Source organism: Sanguibacter inulinus, assembly GCF_013415325.1.
In the GTDB taxonomy this organism is placed as follows: Bacteria; Actinomycetota; Actinomycetes; order Actinomycetales; family Cellulomonadaceae; genus Sanguibacter; species Sanguibacter inulinus.
On record NZ_JACBYE010000004.1, the window covers coordinates 21,155 to 38,803 of the forward strand.

Sequence of the window (17,649 nt, forward strand, 5' to 3'; positions counted from 1 at the left end):
GGTGGGCGCGCCCGGCGCCCGGCTCGCGCACGGACGGCAACGACGAAAGGGAGAACATGAGCCACGAAGGCCAGGCGCCTACGCCGGGCGGGTACCCGCACCAGGGGCCGCCGCAGAACCCTCAGGCCTCGGCCCCCCAGCCCGGCCAGTACGCCCCGCAGCCCGGACAGCAGGGCCAGTACGCACCGCAGCCCGGCCAGCAGGGCCAGCCGGGGCAGTACGCCCCGCAGCAGGGCCAGTACGCGCCGCAGCCCGGCCAGCAGGGCCCGAACGGGTACCCGCAGGGCGGCTACGCGCCGGGCCAGCCGGGTGGCTACGCCCCCGGTCAGCAGGGTGGCTACGCGCCTCAGGCTCCCAAGGCCCCTCGCCCCAACCCCTTCACGGGCATCCCCGTGTCCGACTTCGTCCGTGACGGGGTCGCAGCGCTGCTGCTCCTCGTCTCGCTCGCCCTCTGGGTGACGCCGGGCGCGAAGGTCGGCGACAGCTTCAACTTCGTCGTCATCATCGTCACGGTGATCTCGGTGCTGTCCCTCGCGATCCCTTACCTCGCTCGCGGCGGGATCTTCCCCGCGTCCTGGACGGTCCACAAGACGCGCCTGGCCCGCCAGCTGGCCAACGCCCCGTACGTGATCACCGTCGTGGTCTACGTGGTCCTCGACATCTTCAAGGTCGGCGACAGCTACGGCGTCGGGACCGCCTTCGGTCTCGGGCTCGCCGGTGCCCTCCTCGCCGCGCAGCCGCGCGAGACCGAGATGGGCCCCGAGCACCTCGACCTCGCCGCCCCCAAGACGTGGCGCCTGGTCACGATCTCGATCGCCGGTCTCGCGGCCGTGACGATGGTCATCTCGCTCATCATGTTCCTCGTCGACGCAGGCGACTACGACAGCGCGATCATCGTGACCATCGGCATCGTCTCCTGGCTGTTCCTCGTCGGGTTCTTCGGCTGGGCCGTCTACGGCGTCCTCGTCCAGCGCTCGGCCTCCTGGCGGCTGTTCCTCGTGGCGCTCGGCGCCGCGCTCGCCGTGATCTTCCTGTTCGGCGCCGGCGACAGCAGCTCCTTCATCCAGGCGCAGTCCGTGCACGCGCTGTTCCCCTTCGCCCCCGCCACGAGCCTGTCGCTCCAGGCCGGCCTCGGCGCGATCTTCCTCCCGGCGCTCGCCGCCGCTGTCTCCTCGCCCGCCTTCCGCCGCACCGTGCGCACCGAGGAGCCGAGCGCGACCTGGATCGGCGCAGCCGTCCACGCCCTCGACTACCTCGCGCTCGTCGCGGGCTCGACCGTCGTGCTCTCGGCACTGTGGATCGGCTTCCCGCAGCGCGAGAGCCTCGACGTCGGCCTCGGCGGTCTCATCACGTCGATCATCCTCGGCCTCGTCGTCGCCGCTGCCGCGGTCTTCGCTCGCCTCTCGCTCGCGTCCCGTCCGGCGAACGGGCGCAACGTCGCCTTCGCGGCCGCTGGTCTCGCCTTCGTGCTGGGCATCGTGATCCTCGTGATCTCCCCGACCGTGGGCACCGGGTACGCCGAGTACAAGATCGTCTCCGAGGGGCACCTGCTCCTCGCCTTCGCCCTCCCGGCCATCGTCGTCATCGCGCTGACGGTGCCCAAGGAGATCCGCACGTACTTCGCGCAGAACCGTCCCGCACCTCGCGCTGCGGGTGACGCTGCCTACCAGTGGAGCCAGCCGCAGGGCGGTCAGGCACCGCAGGGGCAGTACGGCGCTCCCCAGGGTCAGTACGGTGCCCCGCAGCAGGGTCAGTACGGCGCGCCGACGGGTGCCTACGGCACCCCGGCGGTCCAGCCGTCCTACGGCACACCGGCCGCCTCCGAGGGCGGCTACGGCTCGGCGCCGGTCGCGCAGAACCCGGCTGCTCAGTCTGCGTGGCAGGCTCCGTCGACCACGCCCGAGAGCGAGATCGACCAGGACACCCACCTCGCGGGCCACGCCCCGGGCGTGTCCGCTGCGGCCGCTCCGCAGCACGGTGCGTCGCACGACGAGCAGCACGCTCCGCAGCCGGGTGAGCCCAAGGCCTCCGAGCCCGAGCACGCCCCGGCCCCGGCCGCCGCCCCGTCGCACGGCTACACGGCGCAGCAGGCCCTCGACCCGTCGACCACGGGTCTGGTCCTGTCGCAGATCGTCCAGGAGGCCCCCGAGCTGCGTCCGCAGGTCGCGGCCAACCCGACGACCTACCCGGCGCTCCTCGACTGGCTCGGCCAGCTCGGCGACCCGGCCGTCGACGCGGCGCTCCGCAACCGTCAGAGCTGACCTCCCAGGTCACCGACGACGTGCGGGAAGAGCCCAGCCGCCCTTGTGGTGGGTGGGCTCTTCCCGTCTGAGGACCGCGCTGCCCGCCGGTCCACCACCGCCCTCCCTGCTCACGACCGACCAGAACAGGTTCACCATGACCACCCCGAGCGAGTTCACCGCGGCGACCGCGGCCGACCCATCGACCCCGCCCGCCGTCCTCGCGGACATCGCGACCCAGCGCCCGGACCTCCGTGCGGCTGTCGCAGCGAACCCTGTGGCCTATCCCGAGCTGCTCGCGTGGTTGCGTGCCCAGGGGGACCCCGCAGTGGCGGCGGCGATCGACGCGCGGGGCGCGCAGCAGGGAACGGCTGCCGGGCCGCCCGCACCGCCTGCCCCGCCCGTCCCCGACTGGCAGCCGACCCCCGACGTGCAGCAGGGCGGGGACGCTCAGCACACCCAGCCGGTCTGGCAGAAGGGCGGTCAGCCCGGTCAGCAGGACCAGACCCAGCAGCTGTGGCAGGGCTCGCCCGCCCAGCAGGGTGAGCAGCCGCAGCAGGGCTACCCGGCCCAGTCCGCCTGGCAGCAGCAGACGGGCCAGCCCCAGGGCTACGGCCAGCAGAACCCACAGGACGCCGGGTGGGGCCAGCAGCCACCGCAGGACGCCGCGTGGGGCCAGCCGCCTGCGGGCACCAGCCCCAAGAAGTCCCGCAAGGGCCTGTGGATCGGTGTCGGTGCGGGTGTCCTCGTCCTCCTCGGAGCAGGCGCCTTCGCCGCGAACCACTTCTGGTTCTCCAAGGTGGGCGGCGCTGCCACCCCCGAAGAGGCCGCCACGCAGATGATCGAGGGGATCGCCGCGAAGGACCTCGTCTCCGTGTACGGCGTCACGTCGCCGACGGAGATCTCCCAGCTGACGACGGCTGCTGACCTCTTCGACGCGCGCATGCCGGACGGCGACGACGTCGGTGACCTCACCGAGTCCTACAAGGACTACCTCGACGCCCTAGACCTCGCCCTCGAGGACCTCGAGGTGAGCAGCGAAGACCTGGGTGACGGCCTGGCGAAGGTGAGCATCACGAGCGGTTCGCTCACGGTCGACGCCGACGCCGAGAAGCTCGCTGACGCGACGATCGACCTCTTCGACGAGATCGAGAAGTCTTCCCTCTGGGCCACGCTCCAGGAGCAGGGCGCAGAGATCCCGAGCGACGACGAGATCCGGACGTCGATCGACGAGGCGATCGCCGAGTCCTTGCCCGCGACGGTCACCGCCGACGACCTCATGCTCGACCCGGCCGACCTCGGGGGAGACCTCGGTCTCGACCTGGGCGACGACCCGATCGCACCCTTCCTCGTCGTGGTCGAGGAGGGCGGCGACTGGTACGTCAGCCCGTACCTCACCCTCGCCGAGTACTCCTCGCTCGCTGCGGGTGTCGAGCGGGGCGAGATGCCCGGTGACGACCTCGCGGGGGCCTTCGACTCACCCGAGGCTGCGGGAGAGGGCCTGGTGCTCGGCATCAAGGACTACCTCGAGACGGGGACGACGTCGGAGCTCGCCAAGGCGCTGCCTCTTGCCGACCGTCGGGCCCTCACGCTCTACGGCGACCTGAGCAGCATCGACGACCAGTTCTTCCAGGACTTCCAGGAGGACCTCAAGGACGTCGACGTCGACGCGTCCTTCTCGGTGCGTGACGAGAAGGACGGCGTCGCGTGGCTCAAGCTCGAGTCGCTGGAGGTCTCTGGTTCGGTCGAGGGCACGGACTTCTCGGTGACCCTCGACGCCGAGTGCATCGAGGCCGAGGCCGACGGCGAGACCGTCGAGGGCTGCGCCGACCAGGTGCCGCTGCTCGAAGAGCTCGGTGTCACCGACCTCTCGCTCGTCGCGGTCGAGGAAGACGGCTCCTGGTACATGAGCGGCGCGGCCACGTGGGGTGACTCGTCGGGTCTGATCCTGTCGAACGTCCTGCGCCTCAAGGACGAGGGCAAGCTCGACGACCCGCAGTGGCTCGAAGACAGCCTGGGCGACCTCGCCGACATGTTCTGAGGCCCAGACCAGCCGGACCACGACGCTCGTCTCGCGCCTGCGCGGGGCGGGCGTCGTGCGTCGCCGACCTGTCGGACGGGCGACCATGAGACGCCCTGGCGCGTCGCGCACCGAGGAGTACAGTGGACGACGTGATTGGCGTCCAGCGGGTTGAGCTCCTCCTTCTGTGCCGCGACGAGGCCTCGTAGGCCGTCTCCTCGTCGCGGTGGTTGGTGTGCCGGCTTACACGAACGACACCCACTCGAGCACAGGACGACGAAGGAACCACCGCCATGAACCCCCAGTCTTCAGCCAGCAGCACGAGCGCGACGAGCACCCGCTCAGCCTCCGCCCAGCGGCCCTCGCCGATGCCCTTCGGCAAGTACGTGCCGTACTCCGAGCAGTTCCGCGTCGAGGTCCCCGACCGCACGTGGCCTGACAAGGTCATCACGAAGGCCCCGCGCTGGTGCGCTGTCGACCTGCGCGACGGCAACCAGGCGCTCATCGAGCCGATGAACCCCGAGCGCAAGCTGCGCATGTTCGAGCTGCTCGTCTCGATGGGCTACAAGGAGATCGAGGTCGGCTTCCCGTCGGCCTCGCAGACGGACTTCGACTTCGTCCGCATGCTCATCGACGACGGTCTGATCCCCGACGACGTCGTCATCCAGGTGCTGACCCAGTCCCGCGAGCACCTCATCGCGCGCACCTACGAGGCGATCGCTGGCGCCAAGCAGGCCATCGTGCACCTGTACAACTCGACGTCCACGCTCCAGCGCGACGTCGTGTTCCGCACGGACATGGACGGGATCGTCGACATCGCCCTCGAGGGTGCACGCCTGTGCCGCAAGTTCGAGCAGACGATCCCCGACACCCAGGTCTTCTACGAGTACTCGCCCGAGTCCTACACGGGGACCGAGCTCGAGTTCGCCGCGCGGATCTGCAACGAGGTCATCGAGATCTTCGAGCCGACCCCCGACCGCAAGGTGATCATCAACCTGCCCGCGACGGTCGAGATGGCGACGCCCAACGTCTACGCCGACTCGATCGAGTGGATGAACCGTCACCTGGTGCACCGCGAGAACGTCGTGCTGTCGCTGCACCCGCACAACGACCGCGGGACCGCCGTGGCCGCCGCCGAGCTCGGCTACCAGGCCGGCGCCGACCGCATCGAAGGCTGCCTCTTCGGCAACGGCGAGCGCACAGGCAACGTCGACCTGGTGACCCTCGGCATGAACCTCTTCAGCCAAGGGGTCGACCCCGAGATCGACTTCACGGTCGGTGGCGGCATCGACCACATCCGCCGGACCGTCGAGCACTGCAACCAGCTGGGCGTCCACGAGCGTCACCCCTACGCGGGCGACCTCGTCTTCACGGCCTTCTCCGGCTCGCACCAGGACGCCATCAAGAAGGGCCTGGACGCGATGGCGGCCGAGGCCGAGTCGAAGGGCGTCACGGTCGACGACCTCGTCTGGGGCGTCCCGTACCTGCCGATCGACCCGCGCGACCTCGGGCGCTCCTACGAGGCTGTCATCCGGGTCAACTCGCAGTCCGGCAAGGGCGGCATCTCGTACCTGCTCAAGACCGAGCGTCACCTCGACCTGCCGCGTCGCCTGCAGATCGAGTTCTCGCGCGTGGTGCAGTCGGTGACCGACTCGGGTGGCCGCGAGGTCACGGGTGAGGACATCTGGCAGATCTTCGCCGACGAGTACCTCCCGGCCCCGGCCGGCGGTCCGCTCGAGCCCTGGGGGCGCCTGTCGCTGCGCGGCACCCGCGCGTCGAGCGTCGAGGGCGGCCTCGACACGCTGTCGGTCGACCTCGTCGACGGCGGCTCCCCGGTGACGCTCGAGGGCAGCGGCAACGGTCCGATCGCGGCCTTCGTCGACGCCGTGAGCAAGGTGGGCGTCGACGTGCGGGTCCTCGACTACGCCGAGCACGCACTCTCCGAGGGTGGAGACGCCACAGCGGCCGCGTACGTCGAGTGCGCCGTGGGTGACGAGGTCCTGTGGGGCGTCGGCATCGACCCGTCGATCACGACCGCCTCGCTCAAGGCGATCATCTCGGCAGTGAACCGCCAGGGCCGCACGGCCTGACGCACGACCTGGCACGCAGCCAGCGGGGTCGGACCTGGCAGACGGACCTCGGGTCCGGAGCCGGGCCGGCCCCGCTGTGCCTTCCTGCCGGTCTCGCACCGGCGTGCTGGCCTGCCGGTGTCGCTCCGCTGTCTCTTGCTCGTCTGTCGGTCCGGTCCCGTTGCGCGTGCCGGTGTCGCCTCGCTGCGCTGGCCTCGTGCTGTGGACGTCGTGTGACGGCGCGCGGCGACGGCTCCGCTTGTCGGTGGGATGACGGAGAATGGTGCCTGTGGTCCTCTACCGAGACGAAGCGCTCGTCCTGCGCACGCACAAGCTGGGTGAGGCAGACCGCATCATCACCTTCCTGACGCGCGAGCACGGCAAGGTGCGGGCTGTCGCCAAGGGCGTGCGGCGGACGTCGTCGCGCTTCGGCGCCCGCCTCGAGCCCTTCATGTTCGTCGACGTCCAGCTGCACGTCGGACGCAACCTCGACATCGTCACCCAAGCGGAGACCGTCCAGCCCTACGCCCGCGCGATCTTCGCCGACTACGGGCTCTACACGGCGGGCGCCGTGATGCTCGAGACTGCCGACCGTCTCGTCGAGGCCGAGCGCGAGCCGAGCGTCCAGCAGTTCTGGCTCCTCGCCGGTGCGCTGCGTGCGCTGTCCGAGCACGCACACGCCCCGGGTCTCGTCCTCGACTCCTACCTGCTGCGTGCTCTCGCCGTCGCCGGCTGGGCACCGACCTTCTCCGACTGTGCCCGCTGCGGCGAGCCAGGCCCGCACCGGGCGTTCTCTGTCGCGCAGGGTGGCACCGTCTGCCCGCGCTGCCGCCCACCGGGGTCCACAGCGCCAGCCCAGGAGACCGTCGACCTGCTGGCCGCGCTGCTCAGCGGCGACTGGGCCGTCGCCGACGCGACCGACGACCGGTGCCGCCGTGAGGCCAACGGGATCGTCGCGGCCTACTCGCAGTACCACCTGGAGCGCGCGCTGCGGTCGTTGCGGATGGTCGACCGGACCAGTCCGGCCGCTCCCGCGTCAGCCCTCACCGGTCCCACCGCGGCGCGGCCCGACGGCGACAGTCCTGCGCCCAGCCCGGCTCCGCCGTCAGCGACGGTACCCGCAGCCCCCTCCTCCATCTCGGCGACAGAAGGAGCTCTCCATGGCTCGCACCCGAACCCCTGAGCCCGCCGACCGGCGTCCGCCGGTCCGTCCCGACCCGCACCCGTCGGGGGCCACGGCGCCAGCGATCCCGCTCGAGTTCGTGCCGAAGCACGTCGCCGTCGTCATGGACGGCAACGGGCGGTGGGCGAACGCCCGCGGCTTGCCGCGCACCGCAGGGCACGAGGCCGGCGAGGCAGCGCTGCTCGACGTGGTCGCCGGGGCGATCGAGATCGGTGTGCAGCACATCTCGGCCTATGCCTTCTCGACCGAGAACTGGAAGCGCTCGCCCGAGGAGGTCCGCTTCCTCATGGGCTTCAACCGCGACGTGCTGCGCCGCCAGCGCGACACCATGAACTCCTGGGGCGTCCGGGTGCGGTGGGCTGGACGCCGCCCACGCCTGTGGCGCTCGGTGATCGCCGAGCTCGAGACGGCGGAGGAGGTGACCAAGGACAACGCGGTCTGCACGCTCACCATGTGCGTCAACTACGGAGGCCGCGCGGAGATCGCCGACGCCGCCCAGGCCATCGGCCGGGAGGTCGCCGCCGGTCGCCTCGACCCGAGCAAGATCACCGAGAAGACCGTCGCGAAGTACCTCGACGAGCCCGACCTGCCCGATGTCGACCTCTTCCTGAGGTCCTCTGGCGAGCAGCGCATCTCCAACTTCATGATCTGGCAGTCGGCCTACGCGGAGCTCGTGTTCATGGACCAGCTCTGGCCCGACGTCGACCGCCGCACTCTGTGGCGGGCCGTCGAGGAGTACGCGCAGCGTGACCGCCGGTACGGGGGAGCGGTCGACAGGGCGAGCGAAGCGCCGGCTGGGTGACCACCTTGCGTCACGTCCAGGAGACCGACCAGGACTGACCCTCGTCCGTGGCGGTGTTCTCAGGGACCGACCGGCTCCACGGCCGGGGTCGACGGAGACTGCTCGGCCACGGCGGGACAGGTTGCGCTGGGGATGCTCGTCGCGGCTAGGTCGGGTCGGGCGTGAGCAGCACCAGCTGCTCGGTCGCGCGGGTCATGGTGACGTAACGGTCAACGGCTCCCTGGAGGCCGGTGCCGAGCGCGGCTGGGTCGACGAGCACGACGAGGTCGAACTCGAGAACCTTGGTCAGCTGCGGAGGCAGCGAGCGGACGCGCTCCGTCGTGGTGAAGTCCGGTGCGCCGACCACGCAGGCTGTGCCGTCGGGGTGCTTGTCGAGCCAGTCGTCGACGATGGCATGGAGGTCTGCGAGGCGACCGTAGAGCACGGGCAGCCCGCCCGTCCGCACGGAGACCGGCACGTTCGCATCCGGTATCTCGGCGCGCACCACCGCCTCGGCCGCGGCCATGATCGGGGCCGGGGTGCGGTAGCTGTACGTGAGCGGGGCGACCGTGACCTCGTCGATCCCGACCCGCTGGAGCCGCTCTCCCCAGGGCTCGCGGAAGCCGCGGCGTGCCTGCGCGCGGTCGCCGACGACGGTCAGGCTGCGTGACGGGCAGCGCCGCAGCACCATCTGCCACTCGGCGTCCGTGAGCTCCTGCGCCTCGTCGACCACGACGTGCGCGAAGGGCCCGGCGAGGGCGTCGTGCCGCCGGTCGACGGTGTCGAAGGCACCGGCCAGCGCGTCGGCGAGGTCGCTGCTGCGGAGCATCACGGAGGTGCCCTCCGGGTCGTCGTCCGCCTCGACGAGGGAGTCGACGACGTGCGACCTGTACTCGCGCTCGCTCGCGACGGTCGCGTCGTGGCGGACCCGGCGAGCCGCGACTGTCGGGTCGCCGACGCGGTGGCGTGCCGCGTCGAGGAGGGGGAGGTCTGCGTCCGTCCACGGGCTGCCCGCCGGGCGCCGCAACGCCTCGCGCTCGTCCGGGCTCAGCCACGGTGCGCACAGCCGCAGGTACGCCGGGACCGACCAGAGGTCGGCGACGACCTCGGCGGCGTCGAGCATCGGCCAGGCTCGGTCGACTGCTGCGACGAGCTCAGGGTCGCGGCGGAGCGTCACGCGGAGCACCTCGGTCGGGACGCCGCCTGCGCCGCTCGCACCACCCGCGCCATCGTCGGGCCAGGAGCTGTCGCCGTGCCCTCTGCCGTCGTACCTGCCGTCGTCGACGTCGAGACCGTCGTCCACGACGTCGTCTACGACGTCGAACTCGTCGACACCGTCGAGACGACCGAGCCTGTGCGAGCCCTCCACGTCGTCGTCTCGCGCGACCTCGTCCTGGTGCTTGCCCACGAGGATGTCGAGGATCTCCTCCCAGATGCTGTCGAGCGCCTCGTCGTGCGGGGTGCCGGGGTCGGGGGAGCCGAAGGCCCGGGTCCAGTCACCCGGGCTGAGCCAGACCTCGGCCCAGGCGGTCTGAACGAGGAGGCCTTCGGCTGGTGGCTGCTCGAAGAACCGGACTGCGGCGTCGACAGCCTCGACCATCCGCATGGTCCCCTTGAGCCGCGCGACCTCTGGGCTGGCCTCCGGTACCGCGTCCGCACCCTCGGGGACGAGGTCGGCGAGGGTGCAGGTGAGGACGCCGTCCTCGCCGAGGTCGGGCAGCACGTCGGCGACGTAGTCGAGGTAGGGCTCGTGCGGTCCGACCACCAGCATCCCGCCGCGCCGGTGCCCGAGCGACGGGTCGGTGTAGAGGAGATAGGCGCAGCGGTGCAGCGCGACGACGGTCTTGCCGGTCCCCGGCCCGCCGTCGACGACGAGCGTGCCGCGCGAGCCGGCACGGATGATCGCGTCCTGGTCGCCCTGGATGGTGCCGAGCACGTCGCGCATGCGACCGGTCCGGCTCCCGCCGAGGCTGGCGACGAAGGCCGACCGCGCGTCGGGCAGCGTGCCGTGCCCGTCCTCTGCGGCGCCGTCGACCGCAGCGCCGTCGACCACGGCGGCGGTGAGCGGCTCGTCCCAGTAGTTGCGCACCCGGCCGAGGTGCCACCTGTAGCGACGGCGGCTGGCCAGGCTCATCGGGTGCGCCGGGGTCGCGGCGAAGAACGCCTCGGCGGCGGGGGAGCGCCAGTCGACGAGGAGCGGGTCGCCTGCAGCGTCGACGAGGCCCTGCCGTCCCACGTAGACGTGGTGGTCGGCCGCGTCGTCGGAGACGGTGCGACCGAGGCAGAGGTCCGGCCCGTACCTGCGCAGTCCCCGCAGCCGGGCGACGAGGCGGTGGATCTCCGCGTCACGCTCCACGGCGGTCTGGCCGCTGCCCGCGGGGGAGCGCCGCACGGCGGCCAGGCGCGCAGTGAGGCTGGTGACGGTCTGCTCGAGCGATCCGCTCAGGGCGGCGAAGTGCTGCTCGTCGTGCTCGACGAGCCGGGGGTCTGCCTTCGCAGAGAGGTGCTCTGGGAGGTCGAAGACGCTGGTGGTGGTGTGCACGGTGCTGCTCCTCTGCCCGAGGTGTCGAGTGTCTCGGGCGACGATCCTCCACCGCGCAGGGGGCCTTGCAGCAAGCCCCCGGCCCGGCTATACCTTGAGAGAGGCAGGACGCTGTGCGTCCGGTCCGCCAGGGGGCACCGACCCCGGGAACGTGGCGGTGAAGACGGTGCCGCCGCCCAGCCCGCTGGCCGCGGTCAGCGTCCCGCGGTGCAGCTCGACGAGCGTGCGGCTGATCGCCAGGCCCAGGCCAGAGCCGCCCGAGCCCTTGGTCCTCGAGTCGTCCGCACGCCAGAATCTGTCGAACAGGCGGGGAAGGTCTTCTGCGCTGATCCCGACCCCGTCGTCGACGACCTCCAGCACCAGGGCTCCCTCGACCTGCGACGCGCGCAGGTCGACCCGGGCGCCCTTCGAGTGCTGCACGGCGTTGGCGACGAGGTTGTCGACGACCTGCCGCACACGACCCGGGTCGACGTCGGCGACCAGTCCGTCGGGCGCGTCGACCACGAGCTCGATACCGTCCGCGGCGGCCCTGCCGCTCGACGCGCGGCGCACGTCGAGCAGGAGGGCGGCGACGTCCGTCGGCTCGGGGCGCACCACGAGGTGCCCGGAGTCGGCACGGGTGAGGGTGTGCAGGTCCGCGGTGATCTGCTGCAGGTGCATCGTCTCGCCGTGGAGCAGGTCGACGAGGCGCGCGTCGGTCGGGACCACGCCCTCTTGCGCGCCCTCGAGCCAGCCGCGCAGCGTGGTCAGCGGGGTGCGGAGCTCGTGCGAGACGTCGGCGACCATCTGCTGCTGCTGCTCCCGCGCACGCGCGAGCTCGGCAGCCATGGTGTTGAAGGCCCGGGCGAGATCGGACACCTCGTCGCCCCCGCGCACCGGCACGACCACGGAGAGGTCGCCCGCTGCGAGCTCGCGTGCCGCGCGTGTCACGGAGCGGACCCGGCGGACCGCCGGCACACCCACGAGTCCCGCCGTGGCGAGCACGAGCGTCACGACCACCGCCGAGACGAGGGCGATGCGCGCCTGAGACCCGGGGCTGAGGTCCAGCGCACCACGCTGGTCTCCGCGCTCGTCCGTCAGGAACACCTCGACGGACGGGGCGACCGACCCGGCCGAGGCCGTCGTGAAGGCTGCCGCGACACAGCGCAGCTCGTCTCCGGCCGCGGGTCGGCGGACCGGGTCGCTGCCGGTCTCGAGCCCCAGCACGATGCCCGCCGGGTCGGCGCGGACAGGCCGGAGCACCACACGGTCCACAGGCGGCAGCCCAGCGTCGATGAGGCAGGGGTTGGTCAGGTCCGTGAGCTGGTCGAGGACGCGCTGCTCAGGGCCGATCGGCTGCGCCAGGCCCGGAGCGCCGCAGCCCTCCGGCTGTGGCGTGACGTCGAGCACGGCCCGGCCTGTCGGCCAGAATCCGATCGACGTCTCCGGGGCCAGCCCCAGGCACTCGACGACCGCCGACACCCTGCGCAGACTCTCTGCACGCTGCTCGTCGTCGAGGGTGAGCGCGCCGCTGAGGTGGTCGGGGAGCGGGGCGAGGTCGTCGCTCCCGGTCCCCGGAGAACCGCCAGGTGCCAGCACCTGGTCGACGAGGTCCTGCCAGGGGTCGACCTCCGTGCGGGCGTGGTCGGGGTGGGGGAGCCCTGGTCGGGTGTCGACCACGGTGCGGCCCTGCTCGACGACCGCGACGCGGCGCCCGTGCTCGCGCGCGAGCCTGTCGACGAGGGGGCCGACGTCGTCCCAGGTCGCGTGCGACCCGCTCCAGTCGAGCAGCTCGTCGACGATCGCGACGTCCGCCTCGAGGTTGATGCCCGCCTGCTCGATGCTGTAGCTGGGCTGGGTGGTGCGGGTGAGCCAGACGGTCCCGAGGACCGCGACGAGTGCGACCGCGACGACGGCGAGGAGCAGGCGTGCGACGAGGCTACGGCGCATCGGCCCCTGGCTCCGTCGCGGTCGGGTCGACCAGCTTGTAGCCCACGCCGTAGACGGTGCGCAGGAGCTCGGGCCCGTCGAACACCGCGTCGACCTTGGCCCGCAGGTTCTTCATGTGGGTGTCGATCGTGCGCTCGGTCGTGTACTCGTCGGAGCCGTGCAGGTGCCGCAAGAGCTGTGGTCGGCTGAGGACCAGGCCCGCGTGCTCCGCCAGGAGGGTCAGGAGCTGCATCTCCGCCCGGGTGAGGTCGATCGGGGCGCCGCCGACGGACGCCTCGTGGCGTCGGGGGTCCACGACGAGCGGACCGACCGTGACGGGTCCGTCGTCGACGGTGCGACGGCGGCGGAGCAGGGCGCGGGCCCGGGCCACCATCTCGCGGGGGGAGTACGGCTTCGACAGGTAGTCGTCGGCTCCGAGCTCGAGCCCCACCAGCAGGTCGTCTTCCTCGGAGCGGGCGGTGAGCATGAGGATCGGTGTCTCGTCCCCTGCGGCGCGCAGCGCACGGCACACGGCGAAGCCGTCCATCTGGGGCAGCATGACGTCGAGGACCAGCAGGTCGACGACCGAGCTGCGGACCGCCTCGAGGGCGGAGCGCCCGTCGCCGACGACCGTCGTCTGGTAGCCCTCGCGGGTCAGGTAGCGCCGCGCCAGCTCTGCCTGGAGCTCGTCGTCCTCTGCGATCACGATCGTCGTCACGCCGCCATCCTAGGGGCGCAGGACCGCTGGGAGAGCGCCTGGGAGCACGGCTCACGAGCACCTCAACAGCACCAGACAGGTTCCTCACATTCGCTCGCTAGCGTCTCGTCGCGCACCTCCCAGCACCTGCGACCCCTGGAGCGACCATGCACGTCCACCTCCGTACCACCCACGCACGGGCAGCCGTCCCGCTGCTCGCTCTCGTCATCGCCCTGAGCGCCTGCTCTGGAGCGCAGGGCGGCGCGGCCGAGACCGGCGCGGGCGAGATCGCGAGCATCCCGACGACTGCTGCGCCCGCCGAGCCCGCGGCGCCGCCCGAGACCGGGTCCGGTGACCCGACGCAGGCGGGCCCGCCCGCCGACGACCTGGTGGCCACCTACGGCGAACCGGTCCGGCTGCGCCTCGACATGACCGAGGCTGAGGAGATCGAGGCGCAGGCCGGGTACGACCGCTGCATGACCGACCGCACCGGCATCCCCTCGGGAGCAGATTCGACAGGCGGCAGCATCGAGGGGGGCGTCGGCCCCGCCTCGCCCGAGCAGGCTGCCGCCGACGCGGCCGCCAGCGAGGTCTGCGCACCCCTCGCCGCGCTCCCGCCGTGGGAGCACGACCCTCAGAACCCCGACGCGCTGAACTTCGTGCAGGCTGTCGTGGACTGCCTGCACGACCGCGGGGTCACCTACGTCGAGGTCGTCCAGGACCTCGGGACGATCGGGGTCGCCTTCGGAGGGCCGTCCAACGACTCGCGGTCGATCAGCCTCGGCATGGAGCTCTACGACCAGTGCGAGACGAGCGTCGTCGACGCCGGGTCGTGGCAGTGAGGACAGCCCGCCCCGGCCGCCGGGCGGTCGTGGTCGCAGGTGTCGCCGCCGCCTCTCTCGTCGCGGTCGGCGCCCTGGTGACGACCGCCTGGCCGAGCGGCTCCTCCGACGGTGGGGCGAGCCCGACTGCGGTCGAGCGACCGGCGCGGGCGACGGTCGAGGTGACGCGTGAAGACCTCGTCGTCACGCAGGAGGCGCAGGGGGTGGTCGAGTTCTCCGGCTCCCGGGAGATCAAGAGCTCACGACCGGGCACCATCACCTGGCTGCCGGACGTCGGCACCGTGCTGACCCGAGGGTCCACGGTGCTGCGGACCGACGACCAGCCCGTCGTCCTCTTCCTCGGGGAGACCCCGCTCTACAGGACCCTGGACGGCTCGGGGATGCGTGGGTCTGACGTCGACGTGGTCGCGCAGAACCTCGTGGCTCTCGGGCATCTCGCCGCATTCCCGCCCGGCGACGTGACCGGCCCACGGTTCGCCGCCGCCGTCAGCCGGTGGCGGACGGCCAACGGGCTCCGTCCCGTCGAGACCGCCTCGCCCGACGGTGCGGGGCCCACGGGCTCGCAGACCGACCACGAGCCGACCGGGGCTCCGGCGCTGCCCGGTGCCGTGGACGGCGACCAGGGAGGGGCCGGGGCCGAGGGTACGGCCTCGACCGACGGTGAGAGCCAGGAGCCCGTCGTGCCGACCGACGATCAGGGCGGTGAGCCCTCAGCCGCGGCTGACGCCGGCGCCGTCGAGCCCCCGCCTGTCCGCACGACGAGCACGACCTCGGTCCAGACCGGCGAGGTGGTCGTGCTCCCCGAGGACGTGCGCGTCTCGGCGGTCCTGGCTCAGCCTGGAGACGCTGCGGAGGGGGCCGCCGTCCTGCGGGTCACGAGCACGCACAAGGTGATCCGGCTCCAGGGCGACGACGTCCCCAGCGCTGCCGTGCAGCAGGGGGGCGAGGTGACCGTCCTGCTGCCCGGCGGTGCCGAGGTCCCTGGGACCGTCACCGAGGTCGGCACGACCAGCGAGGCCGGCGACGCCACGACGTCGGTGCTCGTCGATGTCGCGGACCAGGAGACGCTGACCGGGGTGGACAGCGGGCCCGTCACCGTGCGCGTCACGACCGAGCGCCACGACCAGGTGCTCGCCGTACCTCCGGCCGCGCTGCTCGCCCTGCGCGAGGGCGGGCACGCGCTCCAGCTCGAGGACGGCACCCTGGTGCCGGTCGAGACCGGCATGTTCACCGACACGCGGGTCGAGGTCTCGGGTGACGGCGTGCACGAGGGCCTGAAGGTCGTGACCGCCTCGTGAGCGTCCTCGAGCTCGAGGACGTGACCAAGACCTACGGGCCCGACGTCGTGGCGCTCGACAGGGTGTCGCTCCGGGTCGAGCGCGGCGAGCTCTTCACGATCGTCGGACGCTCCGGCTCGGGCAAGTCGACGCTCATGAACATCATGGGCACCCTCGACGCACCGACCTCTGGCACCGTCCGCGTCGACGGCCAGGACACCAGCGGCCTGACAGACCGAGAGACCACCGAGCTGCGGGCGCGGTCCATCGGCTTCGTGTTCCAGAGCTTCCACCTCGACGACGGCCAGACCGCCACCGAGAACGTCATGACCGGGCTGCTCTACGCCGGTGTGCCTCGACGGCTGCGGCGCGGGCTCGCGGCCGAGGCGCTCGACAGGGTCGGGCTCAGCCACCGGCTGCTGCACCGTCCGCCCCAGCTCTCGGGCGGTGAGCGGCAACGGGTCGCGATCGCCCGCGCCATCGCCAAGGACCCCACGATCGTCCTGGCCGACGAACCGACCGGTGCGCTCGACAGCCGCAACGGCGAGCTGGTCATGGGCCTGCTCGAACAGCTCAGCTCGGAGGGTGCCACGATCGCCGTCATCACCCACGACGCGACGGTCGCCGCCCGGTCGCCGCGGAGGGTCGCGCTCCACGACGGCGTGATCGTCGGCGCTGACCGTGCTGCCGACGTCGCCGGGCCTGGCGACCCTGCCCGTCCTGTGGCTGCTGCCCGTGGTGGCGACCCGGGTGCGGGTGCAGCGAGCCTCAGCGAGGAGCAGCGATGATCCGCGCGCGCCTGTCCGTGCTCGACACCCTCGCGGTCGGGACCGTCGGGCTGCGCGCCCGCCGCCTGCGGTCCGTGCTGGCCGCTCTCGGCATCGCGATCGGCATCGCCACGGTCGTCCTGGTCACGAGCATCCCGGCCTCGTCGCAGGCGGACCTCGACCGTCGTCTGTCGGCGCTCGGAGCGGACCTCCTGCGGGCCGACCCCGTGCAGTCCGGGGACGAGGTCCGCACCCTGCCGACCGAGAGCCAGGCCATGCTCGAACGCGTCGGCCCGGTCACCGGTGCGGCGGTGGTCGCCAACACGCACGCCCAGGTCCGCAGCAGCGCTCTGCGCTCGCAGGGTGACGGGGCCATCACGGCGCTCGCTGTGAGCGGCTCGCTCGACGAGCTGCTGCGGCTCAGGGTGGCCGACGGTCGGGCGCTCGACGGAGACGTCGAACCGACTGTCGTGCTCGGCTCCGACGCAGCGGAGCGCCTCGGCCTCGACCGGCTGCCGTCAGCACCCGTGACGATCGACATCGGTGGGGTCGCCTTCACGGTGGTCGGCGTCCTCGCGCCGAGCCCGCTCGCGGTCGACCTCCAGTCGGCAGTCCTCATGGACTGGGAGGACGCCGAGGTCTGGCTCGACCCGGACGTCCGCCCGACCGTCGCCTACGTCACCGCACCCGTCGAGACTATCGGCGAGCTCCGTCCTGTCCTGGCCTCGACGCTCTCGCCCGAGTCTCCTGGGCGGGTGCTCGTCAGCCGCCCGTCCGACGTCATCGCGGCGAAGCAGGCGAGCGGCGCGACCTTCGAGGGCATGTTCGTCGGTCTCGCGGGCGTCGCCCTGCTGGTCGGGGGAGTCGGGATCGCGAACACGCTCTTCGCCTCCGTGCTGGAGCGCAGGCGCGAGATCGGGCTCCGACGTGCGCTCGGTGCCCAGCGTGCGTCCATCCGGACGCAGTTCATGACCGAGGCGCTCTGCCTGTGCCTGGCCGGCGGTGCGCTCGGCAGCGCAGGCGGGGCAGTCGTGACGGTGGTCTGGGCCACCTCCCGCGGGTGGCCTGTCGTCATCCCCCTCGGCGTGGTCTGCGTCGGGATCGCGGCTGCGCTGGTCACGGGGGTGCTCGCGGGGATCGCCCCCTCCGTGAGGGCCGCGCGGCTCGCACCCACCCTCGCGCTCTCGGCCGAGTAGGACCGTGCGACCGAGGCGGTGCGAGGACCCGTCGTCGGGGAGGGGGAGGACAGCGACGGGACCTGCGCGAGCCCTGCTGGGGACTGCTGCGCGCAGCTGGGGACTGCTGCGCGCTGCCCTGCGGCCT

General features: G+C 72.2%; 11 protein-coding genes and 1 pseudogene. 9 read left to right on the plus strand and 3 right to left on the minus strand.

Annotation, left to right across the window (positions count from 1 at the left end; all coding sequences use genetic code 11):
- Positions 1-56 precede the first annotated feature (56 nt).
- The 5 genes and pseudogenes from HZZ10_RS02540 (at position 57) to HZZ10_RS02560 (ending at position 8,314) form a co-directional block, all read left to right on the plus strand.
- A complete protein-coding gene (locus HZZ10_RS02540) occupies positions 57-2,261 on the plus strand; it encodes a DUF7937 domain-containing protein (protein ID WP_179912284.1) in 2,205 nt (734 codons plus the stop codon).
- A 136-nt stretch (positions 2,262-2,397) separates the two neighbouring features.
- Positions 2,398-4,281, plus strand: coding sequence for a variant leucine-rich repeat-containing protein (locus HZZ10_RS02545; RefSeq protein WP_179912285.1), 1,884 nt, complete (start codon positions 2,398-2,400; stop codon positions 4,279-4,281).
- A gap of 272 nt (positions 4,282-4,553) precedes the next feature.
- A complete protein-coding gene (gene leuA, locus HZZ10_RS02550) occupies positions 4,554-6,350 on the plus strand; it encodes a 2-isopropylmalate synthase (protein WP_179912286.1) in 1,797 nt (598 codons plus the stop codon).
- A 268-nt stretch (positions 6,351-6,618) separates the two neighbouring features.
- A pseudogene (gene recO / locus HZZ10_RS02555) lies at positions 6,619-7,347 on the plus strand (DNA repair protein RecO); the annotation flags it as partial.
- A gap of 142 nt (positions 7,348-7,489) precedes the next feature.
- Complete coding sequence (locus HZZ10_RS02560) at positions 7,490-8,314, plus strand: isoprenyl transferase (RefSeq protein ID WP_179912287.1); 825 nt, start codon at positions 7,490-7,492, stop codon at positions 8,312-8,314.
- A gap of 145 nt (positions 8,315-8,459) precedes the next feature.
- On the opposite strand, the gene HZZ10_RS02565 is transcribed toward HZZ10_RS02560, so the two are convergent.
- The 3 genes from HZZ10_RS02565 to HZZ10_RS19990 form a co-directional block, all read right to left on the minus strand.
- A complete protein-coding gene (locus HZZ10_RS02565; RefSeq protein ID WP_179912288.1) occupies positions 8,460-10,835 on the minus strand; it encodes a HelD family protein in 2,376 nt (791 codons plus the stop codon).
- A gap of 87 nt (positions 10,836-10,922) precedes the next feature.
- Positions 10,923-12,764 (minus strand): sensor histidine kinase, encoded by a 1,842-nt coding sequence (locus tag HZZ10_RS02570; protein WP_179912289.1) that lies wholly within the window; start codon positions 12,762-12,764, stop codon positions 10,923-10,925.
- Complete coding sequence (locus HZZ10_RS19990) at positions 12,754-13,461, minus strand: response regulator transcription factor (protein ID WP_179912290.1); 708 nt, start codon at positions 13,459-13,461, stop codon at positions 12,754-12,756. Before HZZ10_RS19990 ends, HZZ10_RS02570 begins: the two co-directional genes overlap by 11 nt.
- Before the next feature lie 146 nt (positions 13,462-13,607).
- Here HZZ10_RS19990 and HZZ10_RS02580 point away from each other — a divergent pair, with 146 nt between their 5' ends.
- From HZZ10_RS02580 to HZZ10_RS02595, 4 genes are read left to right on the plus strand one after another with little or no spacing between them, the layout of a single operon-like run.
- On the plus strand, positions 13,608-14,282 hold the full coding sequence (locus HZZ10_RS02580) for a hypothetical protein (RefSeq protein ID WP_179912291.1): 675 nt from the start codon (positions 13,608-13,610) through the stop codon (positions 14,280-14,282).
- Positions 14,273-15,580: an efflux RND transporter periplasmic adaptor subunit gene (locus HZZ10_RS02585; protein ID WP_218928362.1), complete on the plus strand. Its 1,308-nt coding sequence runs from the start codon at positions 14,273-14,275 to the stop codon at positions 15,578-15,580. Before HZZ10_RS02580 ends, HZZ10_RS02585 begins: the two co-directional genes overlap by 10 nt.
- The gene (locus HZZ10_RS02590; protein ID WP_179912293.1) at positions 15,577-16,347 is read left to right on the plus strand and encodes an ABC transporter ATP-binding protein; all 771 of its coding nucleotides are present in this window, start codon (positions 15,577-15,579) and stop codon (positions 16,345-16,347) included. Before HZZ10_RS02585 ends, HZZ10_RS02590 begins: the two co-directional genes overlap by 4 nt.
- Positions 16,344-17,522: an ABC transporter permease gene (locus tag HZZ10_RS02595; protein WP_179912294.1), complete on the plus strand. Its 1,179-nt coding sequence runs from the start codon at positions 16,344-16,346 to the stop codon at positions 17,520-17,522. Before HZZ10_RS02590 ends, HZZ10_RS02595 begins: the two co-directional genes overlap by 4 nt.
- Positions 17,523-17,649: the final 127 nt, after the last annotated feature.